At 67.4% G+C, this 26,560-nt stretch carries 26 protein-coding genes; 14 read left to right on the top strand and 12 right to left on the bottom strand.

Annotation, left to right across the window (positions count from 1 at the left end; translation table 11 throughout):
- Positions 1-95 precede the first annotated feature (95 nt).
- Both ASG69_RS04335 and ASG69_RS04330 read left to right on the top strand, forming a co-directional pair.
- Entirely contained in the window at positions 96-1,094 is a 999-nt protein-coding gene (locus tag ASG69_RS04335; RefSeq protein WP_056449520.1) for a phosphotransferase family protein, read from the top strand.
- A gap of 37 nt (positions 1,095-1,131) precedes the next feature.
- Positions 1,132-2,454, top strand: coding sequence for an FAD-binding protein (locus ASG69_RS04330; protein WP_056449443.1), 1,323 nt, complete (start codon positions 1,132-1,134; stop codon positions 2,452-2,454).
- Positions 2,455-2,493: 39 nt separating this feature from the next.
- Here ASG69_RS04330 and ASG69_RS04325 read toward each other — a convergent pair whose 3' ends face one another.
- The gene (locus tag ASG69_RS04325; RefSeq protein ID WP_156380432.1) at positions 2,494-3,183 is read right to left on the bottom strand and encodes a hypothetical protein; all 690 of its coding nucleotides are present in this window, start codon (positions 3,181-3,183) and stop codon (positions 2,494-2,496) included.
- A gap of 49 nt (positions 3,184-3,232) precedes the next feature.
- Positions 3,233-3,607, bottom strand: coding sequence for a histone-like nucleoid-structuring protein Lsr2 (locus ASG69_RS04320; RefSeq protein WP_082544737.1), 375 nt, complete (start codon positions 3,605-3,607; stop codon positions 3,233-3,235).
- Between the two features lie 364 nt (positions 3,608-3,971).
- Here ASG69_RS04320 and ASG69_RS04315 point away from each other — a divergent pair, with 364 nt between their 5' ends.
- A complete protein-coding gene (locus ASG69_RS04315) occupies positions 3,972-4,706 on the top strand; it encodes a GAF and ANTAR domain-containing protein (protein WP_056449433.1) in 735 nt (244 codons plus the stop codon).
- Between the two features lie 77 nt (positions 4,707-4,783).
- Here ASG69_RS04315 and ASG69_RS04310 read toward each other — a convergent pair whose 3' ends face one another.
- From ASG69_RS04310 to ASG69_RS04290, 5 genes are all read right to left on the bottom strand, one after another.
- Positions 4,784-6,031 (bottom strand): GGDEF domain-containing protein, encoded by a 1,248-nt coding sequence (locus ASG69_RS04310; protein ID WP_162246799.1) that lies wholly within the window; start codon positions 6,029-6,031, stop codon positions 4,784-4,786.
- Between the two features lie 463 nt (positions 6,032-6,494).
- Positions 6,495-7,478 (bottom strand): ornithine cyclodeaminase family protein, encoded by a 984-nt coding sequence (locus ASG69_RS04305; RefSeq protein ID WP_056449424.1) that lies wholly within the window; start codon positions 7,476-7,478, stop codon positions 6,495-6,497.
- 3 nt (positions 7,479-7,481) lie between these two features.
- Positions 7,482-8,402: an ABC transporter substrate-binding protein gene (locus ASG69_RS04300; RefSeq protein ID WP_056449419.1), complete on the bottom strand. Its 921-nt coding sequence runs from the start codon at positions 8,400-8,402 to the stop codon at positions 7,482-7,484.
- A 42-nt stretch (positions 8,403-8,444) separates the two neighbouring features.
- A complete protein-coding gene (locus tag ASG69_RS04295; protein ID WP_235578850.1) occupies positions 8,445-9,884 on the bottom strand; it encodes an MFS transporter in 1,440 nt (479 codons plus the stop codon).
- A 186-nt stretch (positions 9,885-10,070) separates the two neighbouring features.
- Complete coding sequence (locus tag ASG69_RS04290; RefSeq protein ID WP_056449416.1) at positions 10,071-10,685, bottom strand: GntR family transcriptional regulator; 615 nt, start codon at positions 10,683-10,685, stop codon at positions 10,071-10,073.
- A 153-nt stretch (positions 10,686-10,838) separates the two neighbouring features.
- Here ASG69_RS04290 and ASG69_RS04285 point away from each other — a divergent pair, with 153 nt between their 5' ends.
- From ASG69_RS04285 to ASG69_RS04275, 3 genes are read left to right on the top strand one after another with little or no spacing between them, the layout of a single operon-like run.
- Positions 10,839-11,831 carry an SDR family oxidoreductase gene (locus ASG69_RS04285; protein ID WP_056449413.1) on the top strand — a complete coding sequence of 331 codons (993 nt, stop codon included), beginning with the start codon at positions 10,839-10,841 and terminating at the stop codon, positions 11,829-11,831.
- Entirely contained in the window at positions 11,828-12,613 is a 786-nt protein-coding gene (locus tag ASG69_RS04280) for an SDR family NAD(P)-dependent oxidoreductase (protein WP_056449410.1), read from the top strand. The genes ASG69_RS04285 and ASG69_RS04280 overlap by 4 nt, the downstream gene beginning before the upstream one ends.
- 52 nt (positions 12,614-12,665) lie before the next feature.
- Positions 12,666-13,391, top strand: a complete 726-nt coding sequence (locus ASG69_RS04275; protein ID WP_056449405.1) for a TetR family transcriptional regulator — start codon at positions 12,666-12,668, stop codon at positions 13,389-13,391.
- Between the two features lie 28 nt (positions 13,392-13,419).
- Here ASG69_RS04275 and ASG69_RS04270 read toward each other — a convergent pair whose 3' ends face one another.
- The 3 genes from ASG69_RS04270 to ASG69_RS04260 all read right to left on the bottom strand — a co-directional run bounded on the left by ASG69_RS04270 (position 13,420) and on the right by ASG69_RS04260 (position 16,830).
- Positions 13,420-15,207: a multicopper oxidase family protein gene (locus tag ASG69_RS04270; RefSeq protein ID WP_056449515.1), complete on the bottom strand. Its 1,788-nt coding sequence runs from the start codon at positions 15,205-15,207 to the stop codon at positions 13,420-13,422.
- A gap of 129 nt (positions 15,208-15,336) precedes the next feature.
- Positions 15,337-15,975 carry a TetR/AcrR family transcriptional regulator gene (locus tag ASG69_RS04265; protein ID WP_027504457.1) on the bottom strand — a complete coding sequence of 213 codons (639 nt, stop codon included), beginning with the start codon at positions 15,973-15,975 and terminating at the stop codon, positions 15,337-15,339.
- A 60-nt stretch (positions 15,976-16,035) separates the two neighbouring features.
- Entirely contained in the window at positions 16,036-16,830 is a 795-nt protein-coding gene (locus ASG69_RS04260) for an esterase/lipase family protein (protein WP_056449398.1), read from the bottom strand.
- A gap of 125 nt (positions 16,831-16,955) precedes the next feature.
- Between ASG69_RS04260 and ASG69_RS04255 the strand changes: the two genes are divergently transcribed.
- From ASG69_RS04255 to ASG69_RS04220, 8 genes are read left to right on the top strand one after another with little or no spacing between them, the layout of a single operon-like run.
- Positions 16,956-17,780 carry an MlaE family ABC transporter permease gene (locus tag ASG69_RS04255; RefSeq protein ID WP_082544730.1) on the top strand — a complete coding sequence of 275 codons (825 nt, stop codon included), beginning with the start codon at positions 16,956-16,958 and terminating at the stop codon, positions 17,778-17,780.
- 11 nt (positions 17,781-17,791) lie between these two features.
- A complete protein-coding gene (locus ASG69_RS04250; protein WP_056449510.1) occupies positions 17,792-18,631 on the top strand; it encodes an ABC transporter permease in 840 nt (279 codons plus the stop codon).
- Between the two features lies 1 nt (position 18,632).
- Positions 18,633-19,826, top strand: coding sequence for an MCE family protein (locus ASG69_RS04245; RefSeq protein WP_056449393.1), 1,194 nt, complete (start codon positions 18,633-18,635; stop codon positions 19,824-19,826).
- Positions 19,823-20,845 carry an MCE family protein gene (locus tag ASG69_RS04240; protein ID WP_056449390.1) on the top strand — a complete coding sequence of 341 codons (1,023 nt, stop codon included), beginning with the start codon at positions 19,823-19,825 and terminating at the stop codon, positions 20,843-20,845. Before ASG69_RS04245 ends, ASG69_RS04240 begins: the two co-directional genes overlap by 4 nt.
- Entirely contained in the window at positions 20,842-21,897 is a 1,056-nt protein-coding gene (locus tag ASG69_RS04235; protein ID WP_056449387.1) for an MCE family protein, read from the top strand. The genes ASG69_RS04240 and ASG69_RS04235 overlap by 4 nt, the downstream gene beginning before the upstream one ends.
- Complete coding sequence (locus tag ASG69_RS04230) at positions 21,894-23,051, top strand: MCE family protein (RefSeq protein WP_056449384.1); 1,158 nt, start codon at positions 21,894-21,896, stop codon at positions 23,049-23,051. The genes ASG69_RS04235 and ASG69_RS04230 overlap by 4 nt, the downstream gene beginning before the upstream one ends.
- Positions 23,048-24,205, top strand: a complete 1,158-nt coding sequence (locus ASG69_RS04225; protein ID WP_056449381.1) for an MCE family protein — start codon at positions 23,048-23,050, stop codon at positions 24,203-24,205. The genes ASG69_RS04230 and ASG69_RS04225 overlap by 4 nt, the downstream gene beginning before the upstream one ends.
- On the top strand, positions 24,202-25,488 hold the full coding sequence (locus ASG69_RS04220; protein ID WP_056449376.1) for an MCE family protein: 1,287 nt from the start codon (positions 24,202-24,204) through the stop codon (positions 25,486-25,488). Before ASG69_RS04225 ends, ASG69_RS04220 begins: the two co-directional genes overlap by 4 nt.
- A gap of 9 nt (positions 25,489-25,497) precedes the next feature.
- Here the strand turns inward: ASG69_RS04220 and ASG69_RS04215 are convergent, their stop codons facing one another.
- Together ASG69_RS04215 and ASG69_RS04210 are read right to left on the bottom strand one after the other, a co-directional pair.
- Entirely contained in the window at positions 25,498-26,070 is a 573-nt protein-coding gene (locus tag ASG69_RS04215; RefSeq protein ID WP_051613026.1) for a hypothetical protein, read from the bottom strand.
- Entirely contained in the window at positions 26,067-26,555 is a 489-nt protein-coding gene (locus ASG69_RS04210; RefSeq protein WP_156380431.1) for a hypothetical protein, read from the bottom strand. Before ASG69_RS04210 ends, ASG69_RS04215 begins: the two co-directional genes overlap by 4 nt.
- Between the last annotated feature and the right edge of the window lie 5 nt (positions 26,556-26,560).

Here is a 26,560-nt window from a genome sequence, read left to right as displayed (position 1 = left end):
TCCGAAGTGCACCGGTGGGCCATCGCCAAACGCGCCGTCGGCGCCGCCCGCCGCGCCGCCGCCAAGGAACAGCCGTGACCACCACCCTCCCCGGCATGAACGTCGCCGCACTCGAGACGTTCCTGCGCGACTACGGCATCGACATCACCGGAGAACTGCGTGTCGACCGCATCGCAGGAGGCCGGTCCAACCTCACCTACCGCGCCCACGACGACACCACGTCCTGGATCGTGCGGCGCCCCCCGGTCAGCGGACTGACCCCCTCCGCCCACGACATGGCCCGCGAGTGGACCGTCACCCGCGCCCTGGCCGGCACCGACGTCCCCGTCGCCACCGCCGTCGCCTTCGACGCCGACGGCGCCACCCTCGGAGCGCCGATGACCGTCGTCGAGTTCGTCCCCGGACAGGTCGTGCGCACCCGCACCGACCTCGACGCCCTCACCGACGACGACATCGCCGCGAACACCAGCGAACTCGTCCGTGTCCTCGCCGCGCTGCACGCCGTCGACCACCACGCCGTCGGACTCGCGGACTTCGGTCGGCCCGACGGATTCACCGCCCGACAGGTCGCCACCTGGGGACGGCAATGGCACCGCGTCAAGACCCGCGACCTGACCGACATCGACCGACTCCACCGTGCACTCACCGACGCCGTCCCGACGCACTCGACGGCCGCCGTCGTGCACGGCGACTACCGCGTCGACAACACCATCCTCACTTTCGGCGAGCCTGGAACCGTTGCTGCCCTTGTCGACTGGGAGATGTCCACCATCGGTGACCCCCTCACCGACATCGCCCTCATGTGCGCCTACCGCCAACCCATGTTCGACACCGTCCTCGGCCTCGACGCCGCCTGGACCTCGAACCGCTACCCGGGCGCCGACGACCTCGCCCAGCACTACGCCGTCGCCTCCGGACGCGACCTCGCCCACTGGAACTTCTACCGCGCCCTCGCCGACTTCAAGATCGCCGTCATCGCCGAAGGCATCGCACACCGCGCCGCCACCTCCGACGACACGGACGGCACCGCCGCAGCAGCCGCCCACGCCACAGCCGAATTCGCCGCAGCCGGGCTGCGCGCGTTCTCACGGTGACCCGCAGACACCACTTCTGATCGAGAGGCCGACAGCAATGAACGACATCGAGTGCGACGTACTGGTGATCGGCGGAGGGATGGCCGGTCTGACCGCCGGGGCCCGTGCCGCGTCCGCAGGTAGATCCGTCGTCGTGGTGGAGGTCGGTGCGGATGTCGGCGGATCCGCGCGCTATGCCGGATACGTCTGGACGGCACCGGATCACACCGTCATGGATGCACAGAACCCGCACGGCGACCCCGCCCTGAGACAGCTGTTGGTGGACCGGTTCCAGGACGGCGTGCAGTGGATACGTGACACCGGTGTGGAGGTGGGCGACGCTCAGCGAATCCTGTCCTTCGGGCGCGGACACAAGTTCGACACCAACCAGTACGTCGATCTGTGTCGGCGCATCGTCCTCGAGTCCGGCGGATCGGTCCTGCTGAACACGAGCACCGAGAACCTCGAATTCGAGAACGGCGTGGTCACCGGTGCGGTGATCCGCACCGGCACAAGGGAACCACGGGTGGTGCGGGCGGCGCACACCGTACTCGCCACGGGAGGTTTTCAAGGGTCCGCAGCGCTGCTGGAGCAGCATGTTCATCCGAACGCAGGGCGCATGCAGCTGCGGTCGAACCCCCACAGCACGGGCGTCGGGCTGACACTCGCCGACGGTGTGGGCGCCGCCGCCGGTACCACGAACGCCGGCTTCTACGGGCACCTGATTCCCGGCGGGGTGACCCTGACGGACCCGTCCGATTTCGTCGACATGTCGCTGTACTACAGCGAACACGCGCTCCTGTTCGATCTCGACGGGACGCGCTTCGTCGACGAGACACTCGGTGACCACCTGACGACGATGGCCCTCCTCGACAGACCCGAGGCCCGCGGCCTCCTCGTGGCGGACGCTCGCGTCCACCGGGACTGGGTTCTGGCGTCGTACGTCGAGGGCGCGGTGGCCGTCGACAAGTTCGCACTGGCGGGCAAGCGCGGCGGTCGGGTCGGACGAGCGGACACGCTCGAGGAGCTCGAATACCTACCGGAGGACTGGGGATACGACGGAGCCGCCATCGCGGCCGCGATCGCCGAGTTCAACGAGTCCACCACGTCCGAGGAGGGCCCCGTGCCGGGACGAGCGCTGGACACGAGCCCACTGAGCGAACCCCCGTACTACGTCATCGAGGCCGTCCCGGCCGTCACCTTCCCGTTTCACGGCATCAGAGTCGACGCCGGCGCCCGCGTTCTGACACCCGACGGCGAGCCGATTCCCGGCCTGCTGGCAGCCGGTTCCGACACCGGTGGCCTGTGGAACCGTGCGTACGCAGGCGGTCTGGCAGCCGCTCTGGTACTCGGACTCGTCGCCGCGGAGACCGCCGGGTGACCTCTCGGACACGATGACGCCGCGGGCACGCCGCGCGTGTCACGGCTCCTCGAGGCCGTGAAGGGTGGCGATGATGCGCTGCGCCTCCGCCACCGACGAATGCGCCCGAGCAACCGCTCCGGCCCGCAACATCGCCGACGCGACATCGACTGCCACCGCATGCCGCGCGACCAGGATGCCGATGGCCACGCTCGTGAGATCGGTGTCCCCGTCCTCGGCCCCGTCCACCGTCGCCAGCGCGGCGTCGCCGGCGACCACGGGCCCGATGACCCGCACGAGGTGTTCGATCAACACCTCCGTTCCCGCCGGTGACGGCCCGCTCCGCACGGAGCGCCGGTGCAGTTGCACGCACCCGAGAGGGGCGTCCACCGCGCCCAGTGGGAGCACCCGCACCCACCCGACGTCCGCTGCCACCAGATCGTCGATCAACAGCGGCCACCGCGCCCCGTCGCGGCGGTCGCCCACCACGATCGTTCGGCCCACCGCACGGTCGCTCGACACGAAATCGACATCCGCGCCGTGCAGATACAGCAGGTCGGCGATTCTCTCCGCCGACGAGTCGGTGGTGTGCAGCACTCGTCGCGTATCGGGGTGACGCGGGGACGACACGACCACCGCGCCACCGTCCGCGCCGGCGACCCCGACACACACGTCGACGAAATCCGACAACCGCTCCCCCGGGCCGAGTCGAGGCCCGTCGGACGCGGTCGCGTCACCGGGGTCGTTCATGGTCCATCCCTCCACCAGGCGTTCGCAGATCGACTCGCGTACGCCTCGTTCAGCTTTCCCGTCCGCGACGACGGGGGCAGGTCGCATCCTCACGAGACGGCGGACGTGCTCGCGTCCGATACGCCGCCACGACAGAATCGGCGATGCGCCCGCGGTCGGCGATGGCGAAACCATGTCCACGCGCCCACGTGCGGATCGCCGCGGTCTCCGCGCGGTCCGCTGCCGTCCGACGCCGCGCCGTCGAGATGTCCTCCGACCGACGTCCTCGGGTGCTCCACTCCGTGAGCAGGCCGTGGATCTGCGCTGCGTTCTCGGCCGACAGGTCGATCTCGAACCACGTTCCCCGGTAACCGAACACGACAGTGTCGTCCGCGGACATCCCGTCCAGGTCGTCGATCAGCGTCACGTCAACCTTGCGAACCACGCGGAGCTCCTCGGACACGCGTACGCACGACCACGCAGGGTGACCCCGCACGGGCCGATCTGCCGTTGTATCGGTAGGTAGTAGGAAGCCGCCACACTCTGGACGCCGCTGTCTGTGCGTGTACATACCCTGTCCGGTGCCACTCAACCTTTCGTGAGGGGAGATTTTCTCTCTCGACTCCATGGTGATCTTCGAGCGGTGTTTCAGGGTGGTCCCCCTCTGGGCACAATTCTCCGCAGGTGCCCCGCTGCACCCGGAGTTCGGTGCTCGACTGTCGAAACCGACGGCGGTCGGCACCGACTTCCCGCGTTCGCGAGGCCCGTCACCGGTCGGCGCGACCTGAGACAGTGATGGAAAGAGCGCCGTGACCACGTCGGACCCCACACCGCCCGAGCTGCGGCTCGCTCTGGCCGTCCGGGCAGTTGCCGCACTCGCCGACGACGACCACGTCGCCGAGCTGCTCGATCGACTGACCGACGTCGCCTGCACCCTCGTCGATGCCGCCGACCACTGCGGCATCACGCTGTCGATCGGCGATGTCACCTTCACCGCCGCAGCCTCGAGCACGGAGATCGCGCCGATCAACGACCAGCAGTACTCCGCCGACGACGGTCCCTGTCTGCACGCGGCTCGCACGGCCGCCACCATCGTCGTCGATTGCACGGTCGACGACGATCGATGGCCGCATCTCGGACCCGCTGCTCGCCGCGTCGGCATCAACACCATGCTGTGTGCGCCGATCGTCTGCGACGATCGGCCGGTCGGATCGCTGACCCTGTTCGCCCGTGCACCACAGGGTTTCGACGATCTCGATCACCGCCTCGTCGAGCTGCTCACCGGAGTGACAGCGGATGCTCTCGAGAGGGCTCGACGTCGCCGCGAACTACACGGAACCATCGCCGGGCTACGGGACGCGCTGGTGCACAGGGCTCCCATCGAACAGGCCAAGGGCATTCTGATGGCACTGCGTGGTATCGACGAGGATGCGGCTTTCTCTGTGCTGTCGACCCGCTCCCAACATCTCAATCGCAAGGTGCGCGACATCGCCACCGAGTTCGTCGAGTCCGTCAGCGCCGCCGCGCCGACCGGCGATCTCTGACCATCAGCGACGCACCCGCTCCCCTGTCAGTGGAGCCCACCGTCCACCGGAGCAACGAGGTCCCCCACGTCTCGCGGCTACCCGCGTCGAGCAGGCCGGGTGCGTTTGGCGCTGTACAGGGCCGTGTCGGCGAGGGCGAGGAGGTCGGCGAGCCGGACGGTTCCGGAGTTGTACGCGATCCCGATGGTGACGGACACCTCGACATCGCTCTCGTCGAGCGCGATGGGTTCGCGAACCCTGTCACCTAGTCGGGCGGCCAGCCGGTCCGCACCCTGCTCGCCGCCGGCGCCCGTCGGGGCGAACGACGCAATGATGAACTCGTCGCCTCCGATTCGGCCGATCACGTCTTCGGAACCGCACTCGGACCGCAGGCGCTGCGCGAGCGTACGCAGGACGAGATCACCCGCCGCGTGTCCGTGAGTGTCGTTGATCTCCTTGAAGTAATCGACGTCCACGAACAGCAGCGCCGTCGGAGCAGCGAGGTCGCCGTCCGGGCGGGTGAGCCTCTCCAGCAGGGCAGACCGATTCAGGACACCGGTCAGGTCGTCGTGACGAGACCGGTCCAGAATCGACTGGTAGGCATCGACCAGGCGAGCGGTCCTTTCGACGGTCTCGGTGACGTCGCGGAAATTGATCGCCACGTGCCCGTCCACGAAGCTGCCCGTCAGTTCGATGGTGCGACCGGGCACGTACAGGGATGCTGTCTGTAGCGTCACCTCACCACGCGTGGCGATGACCTCGCGGTGGAAGTCACCGAAGAACGAGTCCCGCGTCCGCGGCAGTGCGTCGTGAATGTGTCGGCCCAGGATCTCCGCGCGAGGCACCCCGAGATGCCGTTCGCTTTCCGTGTTGATGTAGCGGACCACCATGTCCTCCCCCAACACCATGAAGCCGAGCGAGACCCGATCCAGCACCCGCGTCAGGATGGCGTCTGCGCCGAGTTCGGGATCCACGGCGAGCACGATGCCGGTGAGGACTCCGGCGCCGGGGTCGTTCGTCGATTCGATGGTCATGCTCCGGGTCAGGACATACCGCAGGGACCGGTCCGGAAGCACGATCCGATAGAGGCATTCGGCCCCGAGCGAGGTGTGGGCATCCTCGAACATCTTCTGCACGACACGCTCGTCGTCGGGATGCACTCGTTCGTGCCACACCTCCATCGCGGGACGGTCCGTGGGCGCCGAGAAGATCTCCCTCGCGCGGTCGTCGAGATCAAGGCGCCGGGCAGCGATGTCGTAGCGGATCACACCGACGGTGGCCGCTCGCGCCTCGACGTCGGACACCGACGGCTGCCCCGGCGACCACTGCAGACGATGTACCGACACCCTGACACCCACTCGTTCGTGCTCACGGTCGGGGACATCCTTCGCCACCCGCCCCGGATATCGTTCTACACCGGCGCACCCGGCGATCTGACCGTTTCGCCCCATCGCCGGGCGGCACTGGTAGCCGAACAGCCGGACGGTTCCCCGATGACCGGGGAACCGGAACCGAGCCGACAGTATGGACACTGCTGTCCGAGTTCGAGAAGAACCAGGGTCGACGCGCGGAATTGGCCGAGGCTGTCGGTTCAGTGCAGGCGGCGTTGCGCGACACTATTCACTCGGCTCGAGAGACGGCCCCGACATCGTGGACGGTCTCGAGATGCACCGGCCCGTCGAGCACCCGCTCCACCCTGACGAGCGGCGTCACACACGTGTCACGCTCACCCCGGCGGGAAGGCCGTGGTCGCCACCAGCGAGACCGTCCTGTCGCCCCGTGGGGTTCACCCGACTCTCCCCCGCCGCCTCACGAGCTGAGATCGACGCTGATTCCCAGTCCTCGCTCACGAGCTGCTGTGATGACGAGGCGTGCGACGGCGAGGTCCTCCGCACCGATGCCGGTCGAGTCGAAGAGTGTGATCTGCTCGTCCGATGATCGACCGATCCTCCGGCCGGTGATGACGTCACCGATCTCGGTGCTCAGGTCGTCCTCGGTCACCGCACCCTCGGCGAGTGCGAGCACGGCATCCCCCGATTTGGACAGCGCGGTGCTTCGACTGTCCACGACGACCCGCGACCGCGCCATGGCCTCACCGTCCACTTCACGCTCGTCGGGGCGTGGCGCTGCGCCGACGACGTTCAGATGTGTTCCAGCGGTGAGCCATCCACCTCTCAGGATCGGCTGTACCGACGGGGTGAGAGTGCAGACGATGTCGGCGCAGCGGGCGATCTCTTCCACCGACGCTGCCGACCGGATCGGGAGATCGTCACCCTCGAAGGCCGTGCGGAATGTCGCCACCGTGCTCTCCGATCTGGACCACACGAGAACGCTGGTCACGTCCCGCACGGTGCGGATCGCGCGGACATGCTCGACCGCGAGCGCGCCGGCGCCGACGACGCCGAGCACAGCCGGCCCCGGCCGCGCCAGGTACCGGGTGGCGACTGCACTGGCGGCTGCGGTTCTGATGGCGGTGATCGCGCGTCCGTCCAGCATCGCGACACATTCCCCGGTGCTAGTCGAGGTGACCAGCATCGTCGACCGCTGACGAGGGAGTCCGCGTGCACGGTTCACGGGGGCGTCGCAGAGCACCTTGGCCACCGCCAGTTCCGCGACACCGGACTGGGCCACCATGGGGATGATGCGGGCGTCCTCGGTGCCGTTCATCGAGGGCGGCACCGGGTTCTGGGCGCTGCCCTCACTCAGCTCCACGAACATCCGCTCGACTGCTTCCAGGACAGTGGTGCGGTCCAGCAGCGCCGAGATCTCCGAGTGGCGCAGTACCAGTGTCATCGTTCAGCCGACCGTCGTCAGTTCCGCAGCGTCGACGATGCGCGAGGTGACCAGATCCTCGAACGCGGGGGCCCGACCGACCATCTTCTCTTCGTGGAGGATGCGCATCCAGCGGTCGCTCGCAGCACCATCGATGCGCACCGTGTCCCAGGTGCGGGATTGCTGGATTCTGGTGCACGCGGCGGTGAGAGTGGGCAGCGGCATCATGGGCCAGTGCTCGGCCAGCAGCGGTTCGAGTTCACTCACGGGCGTCGCCTTGACCGTTGCCATAGCAGCGTCCAGGGCGGAGGTGAACGCGACGAGCCGATCCTCCAGTTCCTCGACACGGTCGGTGCGGCAGTAGTACACACTGTTCGGGCCGAGCCCGCCGACGTCTGCGTACTCGACGACGATGTGTCCGGTGTGGCGATCCGACATCGACTGAGCGGTGGTGATGTCGAGGATGATCGCATCACCGAGTCCGTCCTCGAACAGTTCGACGAACATCGGCGTGGACAGATCGCGGAGAAATGTCGTTGCGGCGGAATCGATTCCCGCTTCCCGCATCATTCCCGCGGTGATCGCATACGGCGCGCTACCACCGATTCCCGGCGCCAACACGGTCTTCCCGGTGAGTATCGACCAGTCGAATCCTTCCGGTGTCGGCGCTCGCATGACGAGCGCCTTGGGAAACTGGTGATTGAGCTGCGCGAACACGGTGAGCTGACGAGATGTCCCCCAGTACATTCCGGGAACCCACAGTCCGCCGAGCGCGATGTCCGCAGCACCGCTGTCGAGATCGTCGAGCACGCCGGTCCATGGGTCACACGCCTTCGCGCGCACCGACAGACCGCGCTCGGCGAACATGCCGGCGTGATCGGCGTAGTACTCGGGAAGGTAGTTCAGCCCGTGCGCGGTGGCGGAGACGAACAGTGACTCGGTCATGATGGATGTTGCCTTTCTGTTGTGGTGCAATATATTCGAGCGTCAGGCTGCGACGAGTTCCTTCTCGTTCACTTCCTCGAGGGACTGTCCGAACGTCTCGGGTCCGAACCGAGCGACGACGACCAGGAGGACGTACATGGCCGCGATCATGAAGAACACTCCGGCCACTCCCGCGCGGTCGAAGAAGAAGAGGGCTGCGAACGGCATGACGGCGCCGGCGACATTCCCGATTCCGTTGACGATGGACGTGCCCATTCCGCGGATCGAGGTGGGGAACAGTTCCGGCGTCCACACCGACAGCATGGTGTTGAGCATCATCGTGAAGAACTGGAAGACGGCGCCGAGAACGAGGATGGTGGCAACGCTGTTCGCGAGAGTCGCGAACGCCACCGCGGACACGCACCCGAGAACCGCCGCGGTCATCACAGTGGGCCGCCGCCGGACTCGGCCGGCGAGATAGCACGCGGCACAGGCGCCGAAGAGACTGCCGACGTTCATGATCATGGTGAACAGCAGTGAGTCCGTGAGGGAGTAGCCCCTCGAGACCAACAGGATGGGCATGAGGAACAGGAGGGTGACCTGGGCACCGAACGACATCCACGAGGCGGCTCCGACCGCCGCGGTGCGGCGCAGATTCTGCCCGCGGAACACCTCTGCGTACGACGTCGACGAGGTGGTGGGAAGGATGTCGGCATCGGTCACGAACTGCTTCGTCGGCCCCGGGTCGCGAAGCCCCGAGATCGAGCCACTGGCCAGCCGCGTCAGACTTCGATTGGCCTCGTCGACACGCCCTTTGGACAACAGGAAACGCGGCGATTCCGGAAGGTAGCGCCGGAAGAACACGACCAGCAGTGCCGGAACCGCGAGGATGACGTAAGTCCAGCGCCACGACGTGTCGTCGCCGCCCAGGACGCCTCCGAGCGGACCGAGCACGAGCATGAAGAAGCCGAACGATGCGATGTTGCCGATGCCTCCGGACGAGATGTTGAGAGTGGCGAGGAGAGAACCGCGGTGGCGGGTCGCGACCAGTTCGGCGAGGATCGCCAAACCGACCGTGAACTCGCCGCCCAGACCGATGCCCACGATGAATCGGCTCGCCAGCAGCATCTCGTAACTGACGGACGCGGCACTGATCAGTCCGCCGAGGGTGTAGACCAGCAGGTTCAGGCTGAGCGCCACCCGCCTGCCCCACCGGTCGGCGATGTAGCCACCGATGAGGCGGCCCACGAGTCCACCGATCACGGTGGCGGTGTTGATGAATGTCAACTGCGCGTTGCCGATTCCGAGAGAGTCCTTGATGAGCGGGCCCATGGCGCCGGTGGAGTTCTGCTCGAGACTGTCGAAGAACAACCCCGCCATGAGGAGGAGGACGACAGCTCCCTGGACGCGGGTGAATCCGATGCGGTCGAGGGTGCTGGACAGCGCCGATGCCGGCACGGGATCGACGCCCGGTGGGATCGACGCCGGAGTGGATGTGGACATGGTGTGCTCCAGGGGACTGGACGGCACCGGGAACGGATGTCAGCCGGCGAGTCGCCTCTCCACGTGCTCCGAAACGACTGCCTACTTTGTATACAAACCATGTGTCATTCCCGTTGCTCGGCGCTACGGATGTGTTAATCCCCTGATATACACCTCAGATAGTATACGAAGTGACGGACCGACTACTCAGGTGTCGGCTTCGTCCCGCCGGAGATGCTCGTCCATGAGGAACCCCGCCTGGACGGGCGCGCCACCGAGGATGGCCGAGGCGAGTGCCGCATGGTCGTGAACGGTGGCATCGGGATCGTCACCGAGGCCCCACTCGACGCGTCGATTGACGCCCGCCAGCATCTCTCTGAGCTGGTCGTTGCCCGAGGCGATGGCGATGAGGTCGTGAAACGACCGGGCGTCGCTCCGGTCGGCGGATGGTTCACCACTGCGCTCCCGCGCCTGTTCGACGACGCGCGCCAGCTCGTCCGCCACCGGGCCACCCCGGTTGCGCGCAGCCAGCTGGGCGGCGAGGACCTCGAGTCCGTGCCGGACCTCGAGCAGCTCACGATTGTCCTTGCGGAGGGTGGTCGACACGGTCGCGCCGCGGTATCGCACGGTGGTGATGAAACCTTCGGCTTCCAACTGCGCCAGAGCCTCTCGAACCGGAACGCGGGACACACCGAAACTCTTGGCGATGGTCTCCTCGACCAACCTCTCCCCGCCGACGCGGCGACCGGAGAGGATCTCCTCCCGCAAGTGTGCCGCGATGGTGTCGCCGGGTGACCTGTCGTTCTCTCGACCCGCGTCCACGGGAAGAAGTCTAGTCGGCTGGTCCTTTCGATGCCGGGATCGCGACGACCCGTCCGCCGATCACGCCTTGTCGGCCTTGCGTTATTTGCACTCATAATGCAATATTCGCATGAGCATCGGGGCGGGCCGGGTGCGGAGACCGGAGGGGGTTCCATGATCACGGTGACCAGTGCCGCAGGCGGTGTCGGACGGCTGCTCGTCCGGCAGCTGGCATCACGGGGTGTTCCGGTACGAGCGGTGGTGAAGAACGACGACCAGGCCCGTACGACTCGGCGGGACGGGGCCACCGAGGTCGTCGTGGGCGATTTGAGAGCCCCGCAGACACTCGACACGGCCCTCGCCGACACGACTGTCCTGTATCACGCGGCTCCGACCCAGATCATCGACGAGCGACCCATCATCGATCACCTGATCGCTTCAGGACCATCACTTGGTCTGCAGCACATCGTGTTCCACTCGGTGATCCACCCCGAACTGCACCAGCTGACCCATCATCGGCAGAAGCACATCGCGGAGGGGATGCTGCTCGACAGCGCGATCCCCACCACCGTCCTGAGACCGTCGCACTACATGCAGAACTACCTCGAGGTGTGGGACCTTCTGCACGCGGGCGTCATGCCGTACCCGGTCTCACCGGACAGCGTCATGGGAGTGGTCGACGTCGCCGATGTCGCCGAGGTGGCCGCCACCATCGCACTCGATCCGGCCCCACACACCGGGCGTACCTACGACCTGTCCACCGTCGAACTGACTCGCCACCAGATGGCGGCGATCTGGTCGACGGTGTTGGGCCATCGCGTGACTGCTCTTCGCATCCCGCCGTCATCGCTCAGACACAGGACAGCCGCCCTGCCCGCGCTGGGACCGATCCTCGTCGAGGCCGTCCGGGCGACCGGAATGCACTCCGCGAGCCACCTCGTGCGGGGAATCGGCGCGGCCGCCAATCCCCGCGGCATGAACGACTGGCCGCACGATGCGCGCGAGGCGTACCGCACGATGATGTCGCACTACGACCGGCACGGACTCCCCGCCGGCGATCTGACCGTGCTACCCGCACTGCTGGGACGCGAACCCACCTCCTACGAGGATTTCGCCCGACGGTCCGCCTCCGAGCGCGGACATCGGTCGAAGGAATACCGAGTATGAGTCGCTCGCAGGATCCATTCCGACCGGCGCGGTCCATGGTGACCGGGGCGAGTTCCGGCATCGGGGCCGAGTTCGCCCGAGCCCTGGCCGCGCGCGGCTCCGACCTGGTCTTGGTGGCACGACGGGAGGGCCGGTTGACCGCTCTCGCAGCCGAACTCGAACGTGCACACGGCATCCACTGCCGTACGGTCTCCCACGATCTGTCGGAACCAGCAGCCGGACGTCGACTACGGACCCTCGTTCCCGAGCGACTGGACCTCGTCGTCAACAATGCCGGCTTCGCTGTACAGGGCCCGTTCGTCGACAACGATGCCGACGACCTCGCGCGGCTCCTGGCGGTCGATGTCGCTGCAGTGGTGGACATCTGCTCTGCCTTCCTCCCCGACATGATCTCCCGCGGCACCGGATCCGTCGTCAACGTCGCCAGCACGACGGCGTTCCAACCCGTCCCCACCCTCGCCGTCTATGCCGCAGCCAAGGCGTTCGTCCTGAGCTTCACGCAGTCGTTGTGGTTCGAGTCCAGGCGCCACGGTGTCCGAGTGTTCGCACTCGCCCCGGGTCCGACGCGCACCGAGTTCTTCGATGTCATCGGCGAGTCCGCCGCGACAACCGGCTCGTACCAGTCACCCGCCGAGGTCGTCGCCACCGCGATGCGCGCCCTCGACGCCAGAACCTCACGTCCACACGTCATCTCAGGACGGAGGAACACCATCGCGGCCGCCACGGCAGCGCTGACGCCACCTCGGGTACTGCTTCCGGCGGTGGCGCGGCTGCTGCGCTGATCTCCCGAGTTGCCGTCCCCGCTCGGCCGACTCGGACTGTAGTGTCACGATCATGGCCAGGGCCTCGAAGTTCACTGCGGCCGACCGTCGCGCCGCTGTGGAGCGTGCCTTCGAGGGAACAGAGAGTCCCACCGCCGTCGCATCTGATCTGGGTGTCCACCCGACCACTCTTTATCGGTGGGCCGCGTCCGACACCACGGACGACCCGGGGCCGGCGCCGACTCGGCTCGTCCACGCCACCCAGACGCTGCTCGAACACTCCGACTACGGCGACATCACCGTGGAGGCCGTGGCGCAGCACTGCGGACTCGCGGCTCGGACCGCATTCCACCACTTCCCCACCAAACGCGACCTGTTCCACGCAGCCGTCAACGATGCCGCCACCACGCTGATCGAACGCATGGCAACGCGTTCCGAGCAGGCGACGTGGCCGGACGATCCTCTGGGACAGCTGCGATCGTTCCTGCACATCGCCGCGGCCACCATCTACGACACTCCAGCGACCCACGTGCTGTTCCGCAACATCGGTGTTCCCCGCAGCGAAGGAACCGCCGAGGGGTGGCACACCGACTTCGTCGTCGCGATCGAACAACTGCTGCACAGAGCGGCCGATGCCGGTCAGATCGAGCGCCACACCGACGTGGCCGCGGCAGCGCAACTCGTGACCGGCGCCATGCGCGGGATCCACACAGCCGTGTTCGACGGCGCCTCTCCCGATGTCGCACTCGACCTGGTGGACCGCGTTCCCCTGCTGATACCCGGCCCCCGTCGAACGTGAGATTCGCAGCGTCGAGGTACCCCGCACCTCACCCGATCACGCGGTACCGCAGCATCATCTCGTGATCCTCGTGGTCGAGGATGTGGCAGTGCCACATGTAGCCCTGCAGATCCCCGGCCGGTGCGCTGTGAACTGCATGGTCGTAGGACGCCAGGGCACCCGGTTCGGGCGGCCGGGGGAACACGGCGTCGGGATCGAAGTCGAGTTCCTCGGCGGTGGGGAATCGCACGACGATGCGAGTCACGGTGCCCGGATCGAGTCGCACCGTGTCCTTCCACCCGCTCTCCCACGGCGCCGGAGGGAGTCCCGGACCGGCGAGGAAGGGTTCCGGTGACGGCGTCCACTTCGTGCCGACGGCGGGTTGCGGATGAGCGAGTTGAAGCTCGACGGTGCGTAGCGGGACGCGCTCGAGAATGCGGAAGTGCACCAGGTGCAGATGGATCGGATGCGGATCCGCCGTGATGTTCACGATGTCCCACCGCTCGGTGGTCCCGGCGCGGGGAGATTCGATGTCCCCGTCAATGTAGCGGAGGTTGTTGAGAGCCATGTACGCCGGCGGAAGCCGTAGCGCGTACGGCTGACTGACGGTGACGACACGGTGGCGGTCGGGAGTTGCGATCGGCGGTAGTGGTTCCGGTCGTGATCCACCGTCGCGCAGACGGTTCGGGATCGCGCCCGTGTGGCCGCGAGCCGCGGTGACGTCGAAGCGGCAGAAGTGCGTCATGGCGACGGCGCCTAGTTGCGCAGCCTGCAACGGTGGTGCCTCGTCGTTGAGCAGCCGCACCGCCGTGCCGGGTTCGACTGCCCCGAAGTCCACGAGCACGTCGTAGCGCTCCCCCGGGGCGATCCGGAGGTGTCGAGTCTCGACCGGGGCATCGAGCAGTCCGCCGTCGTTACCGATGACCAGAAACGGGATCTCGTGATCGAGGTAGAGATTCCAGACGCTGTACGAGCCGGCGTTGATCATACGAAAGCGATACACCCCGCGAGCGACCGGGACACGCGGCCACACAGCACCGTTCACCACTCCGAGATCGCCGACGGCCCCGCCTTCCCAGGATCCTTCGGGCACCACGGGGGTGGATCGCAGACTCGCTCTGCCATCAGGATTCAGGATCTTCTCCTGCAGTACGAGCGGCATCTCGAACTCACCTGCGGGCAGACCCAGCGGATTGCCCGCTTCGCCGGTGTCGAAGCGGTCGCGAAGCAGAACGTTCCCGGCGAGCCCGCCGTACACGTTCGCGCGGGTGATTCCCATGGCGTGGTCGTGGTACCAGAAGTGGGCCGCTTCCTGGCGGAACGGGAACTCGTAGCGCAGGGTGCGACCGTAGTGCACGAGTTGCTCGGCGTGCCCGTCGCTGTCCGGCGGGGTCAGCCCGCCGTGCAGATGCAGCACCGTCGGCGGACTGGTCCGGAAGAGTGGTGAGACTCCGTGGAGACTCGTGTCGAGATCGCGCGCGAACGGATGCGGGCCGAGGTCGTTGGTGAGGGTGAGCGACATCCGTTGGCCGGACTCCGCTTCGAGGGTGGGGCCGAGCACCGTGGTCGCCACCCCGTCCACCTCGTACGCCATCGCGGGCGCCGCAGACACTCCCGAGTGATATCGATGCATCGTGGACACAGTTCGGACGACGTGGTCGGCCCCGCGCACAATGGGTAGCGGAGCCACCTCGTCGATGTACGGCGTCAGTGTCGGCGAGTGGAACAGCAGCGGACTCGAAAGAGTCGGCTGAGCCTGAGCGCGGGTGACAACACCCCCCGTCGCACCCACTGCCACCGCCAAGCCCAGATTGCGCAGGAACCGCCGGCGCGCCATCGCACCGTCACGACCGACCGAGAACTCCTCCGCCACTTCGCACCCCCATGCCCGCGGCGCGAGTGCGCCGGGGCTGACCGTACCGCACCGTATGGTGTGTCAGGCCCGTTTCGGCGGAGTGACGGGCAGCTACCGCGCGGTCAGCAGGGCGAACATCGCCCGCACCTCGTCCGGGGTCGGCGTGGGGAGGTTGTCGCGGGCATGCACGAAACCGATGCCCGCGTACACGAGAAAGCCTGCTCGCAACCGTGCCTCGGCCTCGTCGAACCCCAGTTCGCGCATCGAGTTCTGGACCACGTCGAAGATGCGTTGATCGAGCTCCCGGACGACCACGGCAATCTTGTCGTAGGTCCGAGCCCAGTCCCGCACTGCCGCCTCGACAGCCCAGGTACGTTCCTGCAGAAGCAGTTCCGCCATCACCTGCAGTCTCGCGTCCACGGGCACGGTGTCCACCTGAGCCAGTCCGCGAAGCGTGTCGTTCTGCTCGTCGCACCACTTGTCGGCGATGGCGGTCATCAGCTCGTCGATGTCGGCGAAGTGCCAGTAGAAGCTGCCCTTGGTCACCTTCAGCCGCTCGCACAGCGTCGTGATCTTCACTTCCGACACGCCCTCGCTCACCAGCAGTGCGAAGGCGGCGTCGATCCAGTCGTCGACGGTGAGCCGCGGAGCCCGTGGCGCGGGCGCCGACTTCTTCTCACTGCCACGCCGTCGACGTGCGGGAGCGCCACTCCGGGTGCGGGCATCGCCGGACGCGGCCTCGGGTGCCATCGCTCTCCTTCGTGTCATCGGGCTCGACTGATTCGTCGATCGTACGATCACCTCGTCGGCTCAGGTCCGACCGAGTGCGTCCAGCGCGAGTCGCCGTACCTGCTCGTCGCTCGAGAGCCGGGTGTGGTCGACCGTGCTGGTCGGATCGACAGACTGCACGACGATCGCCTCGCCACCCGGCATCGCACTCGTGAGCGGAGCGGTCACGAGTCCGTCGGTCGCCGTGACGAGGTCGACATACCGCACCCCAGCGACCGGTACGTCGACGGGCGGAGTCGTGAGAAACGACGACCCCGCGACGATCTGGCCGCACGCCCCGCACCACGGACCCACCAGGGGCTTCTCCAGACGGGCCAATTCGTCGTAGGTTCCGATACCGCGGTTGAACGCGGCGATCGTGCCGGCCCCGGCGAGGTTCGTTCCGCGCCAGAGAGGCCCGATCGTGAGCAATGTGGACACCGGGGCAGGTCCGTCGTTCACGGGGTGGGCCAGTGCGTACTGCACGGCCAGCGCTCCCGCGCCGCGTGCCACGACGCGTATCCGCGACTCCCCGGTGCGGGACAGGATCCCGTCGATCGCCGACCGCACCTGCGACGCGGAGTCCTCGAGTGCAGCCAGCCCGGCGACCGTGGCGACCGGCCGGAGCGCCTCCGTGAGAGCCGATTCGCCGTAGGTCAGCGCGACCGGACACCACCCGCCCCTCGTCAGATCGTCGGTCCACCCGTCCCACTCCGCCGCGGAGGAACCCAGGTCGTGCAGCAGGAGAACAGTGTCGACGCACGGATCCGCCGGGCCGGCCGTGGACGCAGCCACGACACACGCCTGGACTCCGGTCGCGATGAGCACGACGGACATGAGCCTGCTGCACAACGACATTCATCTCTCCCGAGGTCGGATCATCGAAACCGTTCGAACACACCATACAGTGCGGTATGGTGGCCTGAGTCACAGCCGCTATTGCTGATTGTCACCGGAAGGGTATGCCGCATGGACCACGCACGGACACTGGTCGGCCGGTGAGCGTCTCCACCTCGCGCGCAGTCACGTCGGCGGCACGCGGGGCGGTGTCGTCACTCGGCGAGTTCTACTCCCTGGCACTCGACACCGCCCGAGCACTCGCGAAGCGGCCGTTCCAGTGGCGGGAGTTCGTCGATCAGAGTTGGTTCATCGCCCGGGTGTCCCTGCTGCCGACGATCCTGATGTCGGTCCCGTTCACGGTGCTGGTCGTCTTCACCCTGAACTCGTTGCTCATCGAGATCGGTGCCTCCGATCTGAGCGGTGCGGGCGCAGGCCTGGGCGCCGTCACCCAGATCGGGCCGCTGGTCACCGTGCTCGTCGTGGCCGGCGCTGCCGCGACTGCGATCGCCGCAGATCTCGGATCGCGCACCATCCGCGAGGAGGTGGACGCCATGGAGGTGCTGGGCATCGATCCGGTGCACCGCCTCGTCCTGCCTCGCGTTCTCGCCTGCACCCTCGTCGCGGCTCTCCTGAACGGCGCCGTGTGCACCATCGGACTGGTGGGCGGGTTCTTCTTCTCCGTGTACCTCCAGGACGTCACGCCGGGTGCTTATGCCGCAGGAGTCACGCTGCTGGTGGGACTTCCGGAACTGCTGCTCTCCGAGGTGAAGGCAGCATTGTTCGGTCTCCTCGCCGCGCTGGTCGCCTGCTACCGGGGACTGTCCGTGCGAGGTGGGCCGAAGAGCGTCGGGGAGGCGGTCAACGAGACCGTGGTGTTCTCGTTCGTCGCCCTGTTCCTGGCCAACCTGGTCCTCACCTCCGTGGGCCTCGCCGTGAGCGGCCGCTGATGGTGCTCGAGATGAGCGACATCGCTGCTGCGATGCGACGCCGGACGAACGCTGCCTCCGGAGCGGTCGATGTACTCGGTGAACGCGCGATCTTCTTCACGCGTGCACTTGCGTCCACCGGCCGAGCCGCCCGGTCGTACCGCGGGGAGACGATGCGCGTCATTGCCGAGATCTCGCTCGGCACCGGTGTTCTCGCCGCGATCGGCGGCAGCATCGTCATTCTCGGCTTCCTCACCCTGTTCGCCGGTGCCACCGTCGCGGTGCAGGGTTTCGACTCGCTCGGAAGTATCGGGGTCGACGCGCTGACCGGGTTCCTGGCCGCCTACGTCAACGTACGGGTCGTCGCACCGGTCACCGCGGGAGTGGGCCTTGCCGCGACCATCGGCGCCGGGACCACGGCAGCGCTCGGCGCCATGCGGATCAGCGAGGAGATCGACGCGCTCGAGGTCATGGCGATCAAGTCGCTGCCGTACCTCGTCGGCACCCGCATCGTCGCGGGCATCGTCGCCGTGGTTCCGCTCTACGCGTTGTCACTGATCACGTCGTTCCTCGCGAGCCGGGTCGCGACAGTCGTGGTGCTGGGCCAGTCCGGCGGGGTCTACGACCACTACTTCTCCACGTTCCTCGTCCCGACGGACGTTCTGTGGTCGTTCGTCCAGGTCATCGTCATGGCCGTCGCGGTCATGGTGATCCACACCTACTACGGCTACACCGCTTCCGGGGGTCCCGCGGGCGTCGGCACCGCCACCGGACGCGCCGTGCGACTGTCCCTCATCACGGTCGTCAGCGTCACGCTGCTGATCTCGCTCGCGCTGTACGGCAGCGCACGATCCGTGCACCTGGCAGGGTGACATGACACGATCCTCAACTCGCCTCAAAAGTGCTGCGCTTCTGTCGATTCTGCTGATCGTCGGAGTGGTCGCGGCGGCCTACCTCGCCTATCGGGGCACCGTCACCGAAGCGATCATGCCGTCGGTCTCGGTGTCGGTGCAGTCCGATCGCGCCGGGCTGGTGATGCAGCGGGGCGCGCTGGTAAAGATGAACGGTGTCGAGATCGGCACCGTGTCGCAGGTCCGCCCGTCGACCCGCGGCGCCGTGATCGACCTCCGCCTCCGCGGCGACATCGCGGGTTCGGTGCCCTCCGATGTCGGGGCCACCGTCGCCGCCACCACCATCTTCGGATCGAAGATGGTCACCCTCACCGCTCCCCCGTCACCGTCCGCCGTGCCCATCGCGGACGGCGCCGTCATCGCCGCCTCCTCCGTCACCGTGGAGGTGAACTCCGTGTTCGAATCGCTGACGTCCGTTCTCGTCGCGTCGCAACCCGAGAAGCTGAACACCACCCTGGGGGCGCTCTCCACCGCCCTGAACGGCCGGGGCCGCGCGCTGGGCACGACCATCGAGAACCTGGACACCGTGCTCGGGGCGGTCAGTCCGCTCGTTCCCACACTCCGACGCGACCTGCGTTCCGCTGCTGTCACATCCGGTGCACTGGGTGACAGCGCACCGGATCTGGTCAGCACTCTGGCCTCGCTGACCACCACCGCGCGCACGGTCACCGACAGCACTGATGTGCTGGGCCCCGCCCTGACGTCGCTGACGGGAGCGGCGACCGACGCTCGCACCGTTCTCGCGGAGAACGCCGACGGAGTGACCGCCACGGTGGCCGATCTGGTCCCGACGACCGGGTTGCTGCGGGAGTACTCCCCCGAGTTCACGTGCTTCCTTCAGGGCGCCGACATCGCACGGAAGGCTGCGGAGAAGGTCTCCGGCGGCAACGGCCGCACGATGTTGCTGAACAGCACCGTGCTGTTCGGGGTGCCGGCGTACGAGTACGCCACCGACCTACCGAAGGTCGCTGCCACCGGCGGGCCCCGGTGCGGTGCGCTGCCGCTGCTGTCCGACGGCGACATTCCGGCTCCCTACGTCCGCGCCGACACCGGCTCGAACCCCTTCCGCGCCGGTACGACCGCCCCCTTCCTCGACCCGACGTCCATCATCGACTTCCTCCCCGGCGGTCTCGCAGCACCGAGCACGACTCGATGAGTCACCGGGGCAACCTCGTTCGGCTCACGAGCTTCGTGGTCACCATGACCCTGGTGCTCGCCGCTCTGGTGGTCGTCTTCGGCCAGGTCCGCTTCGACTCGACCACCACCCACCGGGCGCTCTTCACCAGCGCGTCCGGCTTGCGCAGTGGTGAATTCGTCCGAGTGGCGGGTGTGGAGGTCGGATCGGTGGGCACGGTGGACATCGTCGACAACGACCACGCCGTGGTGGAGTTCGACGTGACCGATGCGTACACCGTGACCGAGTCCACCACGGCCACGATCCGCTACCAGAACCTGGTCGGCGATCGTTACCTCGAATTGGCCGACACTGCCGGTGACGCCGCGCCTCTCGCTGCCGGCGTCACCATCCCGGTCGACCGGACCTCTCCTGCACTGGATCTCGACCGACTCCTGGGCGGATTCCAACCCTTGTTCTCCGGCCTCGACCCCAGCACCGTGAACAGAGTGACCGGCGAACTCGTCGACGTCTTCCAGGGGCAGGGCGGCACCGTCGCCTCGGTGCTGGCGCGGCTCGCGAGTCTGACGTCGTCGTTGGCAGACCGTGACGAGGTGATCGGACAGCTGATCACGAATCTGCGGACTACCCTGGCGACACTCGCAGGGCGCCAGGACGACGTGTCCCTCGCGATAGACAGTGCTCGGACGCTGGTGTCCGGCCTCGCTGCCGACACCCGGACCTGGGGTGAGGCACTGACGAGCATCGACAGTTCGGCCGCCACGATCGGCGACCTGCTCGTCGACGCACGTCCGCCGTTGGACACCACCGTCGACCAGTTGCAGCGCACGGCAGCACAACTCGATGCCGGCAAGGACACCATCGCGAGCATCACCACTCGCCTGCCGGACACGTACGCCTCCCTCAGCCGCCTCGGCGCGTACGGGAACTTCTTCAACTACTACCTGTGCGGCATCAGGTTGAAGATCGACACGCCCGACGGGCAGGGCCTGACGACACCGCTCATCGGTCAGAACACGGGAAGGTGTGCCCCAGCATGATGGAACGCTTTCGCACGGTCGACACCGTCCGCACCGGCATCGTCGGCACCTTCCTCGTGGTGATCGCTGCAGCAGCAGCGATGAACGCGGCCGCACTGCCGATCGTCTCCGCCGGAACGTCGTACAGCGGATTGTTCCTCGACACCGGAGGACTCGAGACGGGCGCCGCCGTGGAGGTCGCGGGGGTGCGGGTAGGGACGGTCACCGACATCGCGGTCGCGGGACAGGCCGTCCTGGTGACGTTCTCGGTCGAGGGAAAGGTGCTGCCCGGCATCGATACCCGTCTCGCCATCGCCACCGAAACCGTCCTCGGCACCAAGAACCTCCGGATGGATCCGCGTGGTGACGGCCGCCTGTCGACGACGGAACCCGTCGGACTCGACCGCACCACCAGCCCGTATCAGCTCACGGACGCTCTGGGCGACCTCACCGACGACGCGGCCGGTATCGACACCGAGCAGCTCACCGACTCACTCGCCGCCACCACCGAGATGCTCGATCGCACACCGGACGACCTGGGCCGCGCCATCGACGGGGTGGGTCGTTTGTCCGCGACGGTCGCGTCGCGGGACGAGAGCTTGCGTGACCTCCTGGCGTCGGCCGAGAAGGTCACCGGCGTCCTTGCAGACCGCAGTGCGCAGGTCGACACGCTCATTGTCGATGCGGCCACGGTTCTCGCCGAACTCGACCGACGACGCGGCGCCGTGGACACACTCTCCGGAACCGTGACGCGGTTGGCGGACCAATTGCGCGGACTGGTGGCCGACAACCAGGCCGAGCTTGCGCCGACACTGGCCTCGCTCGACTCCGTCCTCACCGTCCTGACCGACAACAAGGCGAACATCTCCGCCGCGATCGAGAACCTGGGGCCGTACGTGACGCAACTCGGCGAGGCGGTGTCCAGCGGACCGTTCTTCAACTCGTACATCCAGAACCTGATCCCCGGCCAGGTCATCAGCCCGTTCATCCGGGCTGCCCTCGGACTGGGCCCGGCTCCGGCCGATTCCACCTCCGTCAATCCGCTGACTGCGTTGAACGGAGCACCCCGATGACCAGGAGGCTCGTCGGCGTCGTGCTGTTCCTCGTCGTCGCTGCTGCCGCGTCGTACGCGATCGTGCCGCGATTCACCTCGGTTGCGGTGACGGCGGAGTTCGCGAACACCACCGGTCTGTACGTCGGTGACGACGTGCGCCTCATGGGAGTGACCATCGGCTCGGTGACCTCGATCGAGCCTCGCGGCGACCACGCGGAGGTGGGACTGCGCTACGACTCGTCGTATCCCCTTCCGGCCGACGCGAAGGCGGTCATCGTCTCGCAGAGTGTGGTCGCGTCGCGCTTCGTCCAACTCGCTCCCGCTTACGACGGCGGCGACACCCTCCGATCCGCCGACACCATCCCGCTCGACCGGACCGCCGTGCCCGTCGAGTGGGACCGCATCACCGAGCAACTCGCCCGTGTATCCGAAACTCTTGCGCCGCAGGGCCCCACCGGGCCCGACTCGGTCGACGCCGCCAGGCCCCTCGGAGCGCTCGTCGATGCGGTGGACGCGAACATCGGCGGGCGTGGGCAGGACATCCGCACCACGCTGACCCAGCTGTCCGACGCGATGCGCACGCTCTCGGACGGTAGAACCGACCTCTACTCCCTCGTGCGCAACCTCCAGGTCTTCGTGTCGGCACTCGCTGCGAGTGATCAGCAGATCGTCACGTTCAACGAGACGATGGCCTCGGTCACCTCCGTGCTGGCCGACGATCAGGACGAGATCGGCAGCGCGCTGGCATCATTGGACGGCGCGGTGTCGAACGTGGAGCGCTTCGTCCGCGAGAACAGGACGGGCGTCGCAACCACGCTGGGCAGCCTGGAGGAGCTCACGGCCGAGCTGGCGTCCCAGCGGGACGGCATCGCGCAGATCCTCCACGTAGCGCCTACTGCGCTGTCGAATCTGAACAACATCTACCAGCCGGCGCACAACGCGATCGTGTCGTCGTTGGCGCCGAACAACTTCGCGAATCCGATGGACTTCGTCTGTTCGGCCATCGCCGCCGCCGAGCAGGTGGGAGCGCAGGAGGGAGCAGAGTCGTGTGTCCGCTATCTGGGTCCGTTGCTGAAGACTCTCGCCTTCGACTACCTGCCCCTGCAGGCGAACCCCATCACGGGTGTCGGCGCTCTGCCGGGCCAGATCGTCGACAGCGAGGGCGGGCGATGACGACACGGAGGTCCGCGTCGTCGGTGGCACTCGTTCTGTGCTCGTCGGCACTGTTGTCGGCGTGCGGATGGCAGGGCCTGAACTCGCTTCCGCTGCCGGGCACGGCAGGCGACGGTCCCGGATCGTACGAGGTGGTCATCGAGATGCCCGACGTGTCCACGATCGAACGCAACGCGCGAGTCCTCGTCGGCGACGTCACCGTCGGACGTGTGGCCGATCTGGCGCTCGTCGACGGACACGCCGAGGTGACGGTGCGTCTCGACGGCAGCACCACACTCCCGGCCGATGCCGTCGCGTCGGTGGGGCAGACGAGCCTCCTCGGATCGACCCACATCGAATTGGCCGCTTCGACATCGGGAGACGCACAGGGTCGACTCTCCGATGGCGATGTGATCCCCCTCGACCGAGCGGGCGCGTACCCCACGACAGAGCAGACGTTGTCGTCGTTGTCCCTGGTACTGAACGGGGGTGGGCTCGCGCGCATCAACGACATCACGACCGAGGTGGACGCGGCACTGGACGGCAACGAGGAGTCGCTGCGCTCGGTCCTCGCGGGTCTGGAGACACTGCTCGTCGGACTCGACGATCAGAAGAGCGACATCCAGAACGCCATCGTGGATCTGGACCGATTCGCCGGGACGGTCGCCGCGAACGACGCGGTCCTGGGCGACGCGGTCACCGCGCTGGCTCCGGCTCTGACCGTGTTGTCGGATCGCCGGGGGGATCTGGTCTCGGCCCTCGACTCCCTCGGCCGCCTCGGTACGACGGCGGAGGCCATCGTGAACGACACCGGCGACGACCTCGTCACGGCCCTGGACGATCTGGGCCCGGTCCTGAAGTCCCTCGCGGATTCCGGCTCGTCACTCACCGAGTCGTTCCGCTATCTCCTCACTTACCCGTTCCCCATCGACGTCTACAAGAACGCGGTGCGCGGCGACTATGCCAACGGGGAGGTGACGCTCGACCTCCGGATGGCCACGTTGGACAACGCACTTCTTCTCGGCACACCGTTCGAAGGCATGCTCGCCGGGCTCGAGGGAGCCGTGGGCGCCATGGCACCCACCCCGACGCCCACGCTGCCCACCGTGAACGACCTGCTATTGCCCCCGAACCTTCTGCCCCCGAACCTTCTGCCACAGAACGGCGCACCATGACTCCGACTGTCCGACTCCGTGTCCAGCTGACGGACATCGCCGTGGTGGCAGTGCTGTCGGTGGGGATCACGGGTGTCCACTACGCACGCATTCCGCAAGAGCTGGGGCTGGGCCGGTACAGCGTGACTGTGGAGCTCGCGGGGGGCGCCGGCCTGTACACCAACGCCAACGTCACGTACCGCGGCAGCGAGATCGGCAAGGTCAGTGCCCTGCGCGTCACTCCCACCGGTGCGTCGGCCGTCGTCTCCCTGTCGTCGGACGTGTCGGTTCCTGCGTCGACACGCGCCGAGGTGCACAGCATGTCGGCCATCGGCGAACAGTTCATCGATCTCCTGCCCGACACGGACGACGGGCCCTTTCTGGAAGACGGGTCGGTCATCCCGATCGACCGCACCACGATCCCCACCGCGGTGGCCCCGACGATCGACCGGCTCGACGCCGCGTTCCGCTCCGTCGACCCGGTGACTCTCGGCCGCGTTCTCGACGACAGCTCCCTCGCGCTGGGTGCCGACGGTGACACCCTCGGCGAGCTGCTCGACTCGTTCGGGTCCGTCACCACGGCGACGCGGGAGAACATCGACCCGATCGCGGCCCTCGTCACCGATCTCGACCCCGTGCTCGGTGCGACCGCCGCGAGCAGTGACGCCGTCCGGTCGTGGGCCGCGTCGCTGGCCACCGTCACCGGTCAGGTGTCGGCGCGCGACGGCAACCTACGATCCGTCATCGACGGTGGTGAACCCCTGGGCGCTGCGGTGTCGGGACTGTTCCAGGACCTGCGCCCCACGCTCCCCCTGTTGTTGTCGAACCTGATCAGCGTCGAGCAGGTGGCCGTCACATATAACGCTGCGCTGGAACAGATCCTGGTTCTGTATCCCCCACTCATCGCCGCCACGCAGGGCACCGGTAAGGCGAATGCCGATGCCGGTGACCCCGGCCAGAACACGTACTTCGCCGCACAACTCAACGACCCGCCGCCGTGCACGGAAGGTTTCCTCCCAGCCGACCAACGCAGATCACCCGTCGAGGTCGACACCGTGCCGACGCCGACCGACCTGTACTGCAAGGTTGCGCCGGACGACCCCAGCGCGATCCGCGGTGCACGCAACCTGCCGTGCCAGGAGTTCCCGGGCCGGCGGGCGGCGACGGTGCAGTTGTGCCGACAGGGTGCCTACGACCCGAACAACGGGTCCTACATCACCGATGACGGGTCGCGATGGGTCGAGTCGACACTGTCCGACGCGCCGCCCGCAACAGTGGAACAGATGATGCTGCCGGACGAGTGACCCGGCGACCTACCGCACAGGATCCAGCGCGGAGACGAGCCAGCGGCCGTCCACCTGCGCCATCTCCACGCGGAGGCTGGTCGAGGTGGCACGCGGATCGGGAGTGTCTGCCGCAGTGACAGTCTGGTTGACGAACAGCAGCGCGACGGCCTCGGCGTCGTCCATCGAGACGAGCGCGGCACCCGACACGACCGCGCTCGAGGTGAGTCCGCGTTCGATCGCTCCCGGAACGACGGACTGCTCGGCGAAACCGGAATAGTAGGTGAGGAAATCGCCGGTGAGGCGTGCCTTCGCGCCGTCGACGTCGGACTGCACGCTGTCGGCTCGGTAGGACAGGACGGCGACGGTCCCCTCCGTCGCCGCCCGGACGACGTCCGACTCGACGGCATCGGATACCGCCCGATCCGGGACCGTCAGTTCGATCCCGACCGGGACAGCAACCAGCGCAACGATTCCGACGACGATCGAGATCTGCGCACCCCTCCGGCGCAGGCCCCGTCGTCGATCGGTCGCCGCGCCGTCGTCGACCGCATCCTCAGGTTCCGTGTCGGCGTCCAGAGTGACCGCCACGTCGTCGCTCACGGCACGAACTGCACGTCGGACAACGCGAGGCGGTCACCGTCGCGTGCGACCGAGACGCGCAGGCGCCAGACACGCGGCTCGTCCGTGGCTCCCGAGGCATTGGTGACCGTCGATGTCGCCGCCACGAGCACCTGCGCGTCGGAATCGGTCATCGACTCGATTCCCGCCTCGCTCACCGCTCCGGTGGCAGTGACGTCCGCATCCCGGACGACGGACACGAAATCCGCAGCGCGCTGGGAGAACTCGTCGCGGAAGCGACCGGTGGACGCCGACGTCACCCGCTCGACGTCCGCATCGACCGTGTCTGCGGAGATGGTCGTGAGGTCGAGAACGCCCTGCCGTGCGACCTGCAGGTATCGCTGCTCGAGCGTGGTGCGCTCCCGAGCCTCCTGAGATCGCGTCCACGTCGTGGCCGAGACAGTGACCGAGGTGGCCACCGCGGCGACAGCGAGTACACCGACGATCACCCGCGTTCGTGTGCGCACAGCCA

It is taken from the genome of Rhodococcus sp. Leaf225 (genome assembly GCF_001426145.1).
Lineage (GTDB): Bacteria > Actinomycetota > Actinomycetes > Mycobacteriales > Mycobacteriaceae > Rhodococcoides.
The sequence above is the reverse complement of the archived record's forward strand: the minus strand, read 5'-3'. Positions and strand labels throughout refer to the sequence as shown.

Bases quoted from the DNA above. Each gene is read 5' to 3' on its own strand.
- ASG69_RS04245 (WP_056449393.1), top strand. From the start codon at position 18,633: ATGACACGATCCTCAACTCGCCTCAAAAGTGCTGCGCTTCTGTCGATT.
- ASG69_RS04295 (WP_235578850.1), bottom strand. From the start codon at position 9,884: ATGTCCACATCCACTCCGGCGTCGATCCCACCGGGCGTCGATCCCGTG.
- ASG69_RS04235 (WP_056449387.1), top strand. From the start codon at position 20,842: ATGATGGAACGCTTTCGCACGGTCGACACCGTCCGCACCGGCATCGTC.
- ASG69_RS04330 (WP_056449443.1), top strand. From the start codon at position 1,132: ATGAACGACATCGAGTGCGACGTACTGGTGATCGGCGGAGGGATGGCC.
- ASG69_RS04285 (WP_056449413.1), top strand. From the start codon at position 10,839: ATGATCACGGTGACCAGTGCCGCAGGCGGTGTCGGACGGCTGCTCGTC.
- ASG69_RS04230 (WP_056449384.1), top strand. From the start codon at position 21,894: ATGACCAGGAGGCTCGTCGGCGTCGTGCTGTTCCTCGTCGTCGCTGCT.
- ASG69_RS04255 (WP_082544730.1), top strand. From the start codon at position 16,956: ATGCCGCATGGACCACGCACGGACACTGGTCGGCCGGTGAGCGTCTCC.
- ASG69_RS04240 (WP_056449390.1), top strand. From the start codon at position 19,823: ATGAGTCACCGGGGCAACCTCGTTCGGCTCACGAGCTTCGTGGTCACC.
- ASG69_RS04325 (WP_156380432.1), bottom strand. From the start codon at position 3,183: ATGAACGACCCCGGTGACGCGACCGCGTCCGACGGGCCTCGACTCGGC.
- ASG69_RS04220 (WP_056449376.1), top strand. From the start codon at position 24,202: ATGACTCCGACTGTCCGACTCCGTGTCCAGCTGACGGACATCGCCGTG.
- ASG69_RS04275 (WP_056449405.1), top strand. From the start codon at position 12,666: ATGGCCAGGGCCTCGAAGTTCACTGCGGCCGACCGTCGCGCCGCTGTG.
- ASG69_RS04335 (WP_056449520.1), top strand. From the start codon at position 96: ATGAACGTCGCCGCACTCGAGACGTTCCTGCGCGACTACGGCATCGAC.
- ASG69_RS04260 (WP_056449398.1), bottom strand. From the start codon at position 16,830: ATGTCCGTCGTGCTCATCGCGACCGGAGTCCAGGCGTGTGTCGTGGCT.
- ASG69_RS04300 (WP_056449419.1), bottom strand. From the start codon at position 8,402: ATGACCGAGTCACTGTTCGTCTCCGCCACCGCGCACGGGCTGAACTAC.
- ASG69_RS04305 (WP_056449424.1), bottom strand. From the start codon at position 7,478: ATGACACTGGTACTGCGCCACTCGGAGATCTCGGCGCTGCTGGACCGC.
- ASG69_RS04270 (WP_056449515.1), bottom strand. From the start codon at position 15,207: ATGGCGCGCCGGCGGTTCCTGCGCAATCTGGGCTTGGCGGTGGCAGTG.
- ASG69_RS04280 (WP_056449410.1), top strand. From the start codon at position 11,828: ATGAGTCGCTCGCAGGATCCATTCCGACCGGCGCGGTCCATGGTGACC.
- ASG69_RS04225 (WP_056449381.1), top strand. From the start codon at position 23,048: ATGACGACACGGAGGTCCGCGTCGTCGGTGGCACTCGTTCTGTGCTCG.
- ASG69_RS04250 (WP_056449510.1), top strand. From the start codon at position 17,792: ATGAGCGACATCGCTGCTGCGATGCGACGCCGGACGAACGCTGCCTCC.
- ASG69_RS04265 (WP_027504457.1), bottom strand. From the start codon at position 15,975: ATGGCACCCGAGGCCGCGTCCGGCGATGCCCGCACCCGGAGTGGCGCT.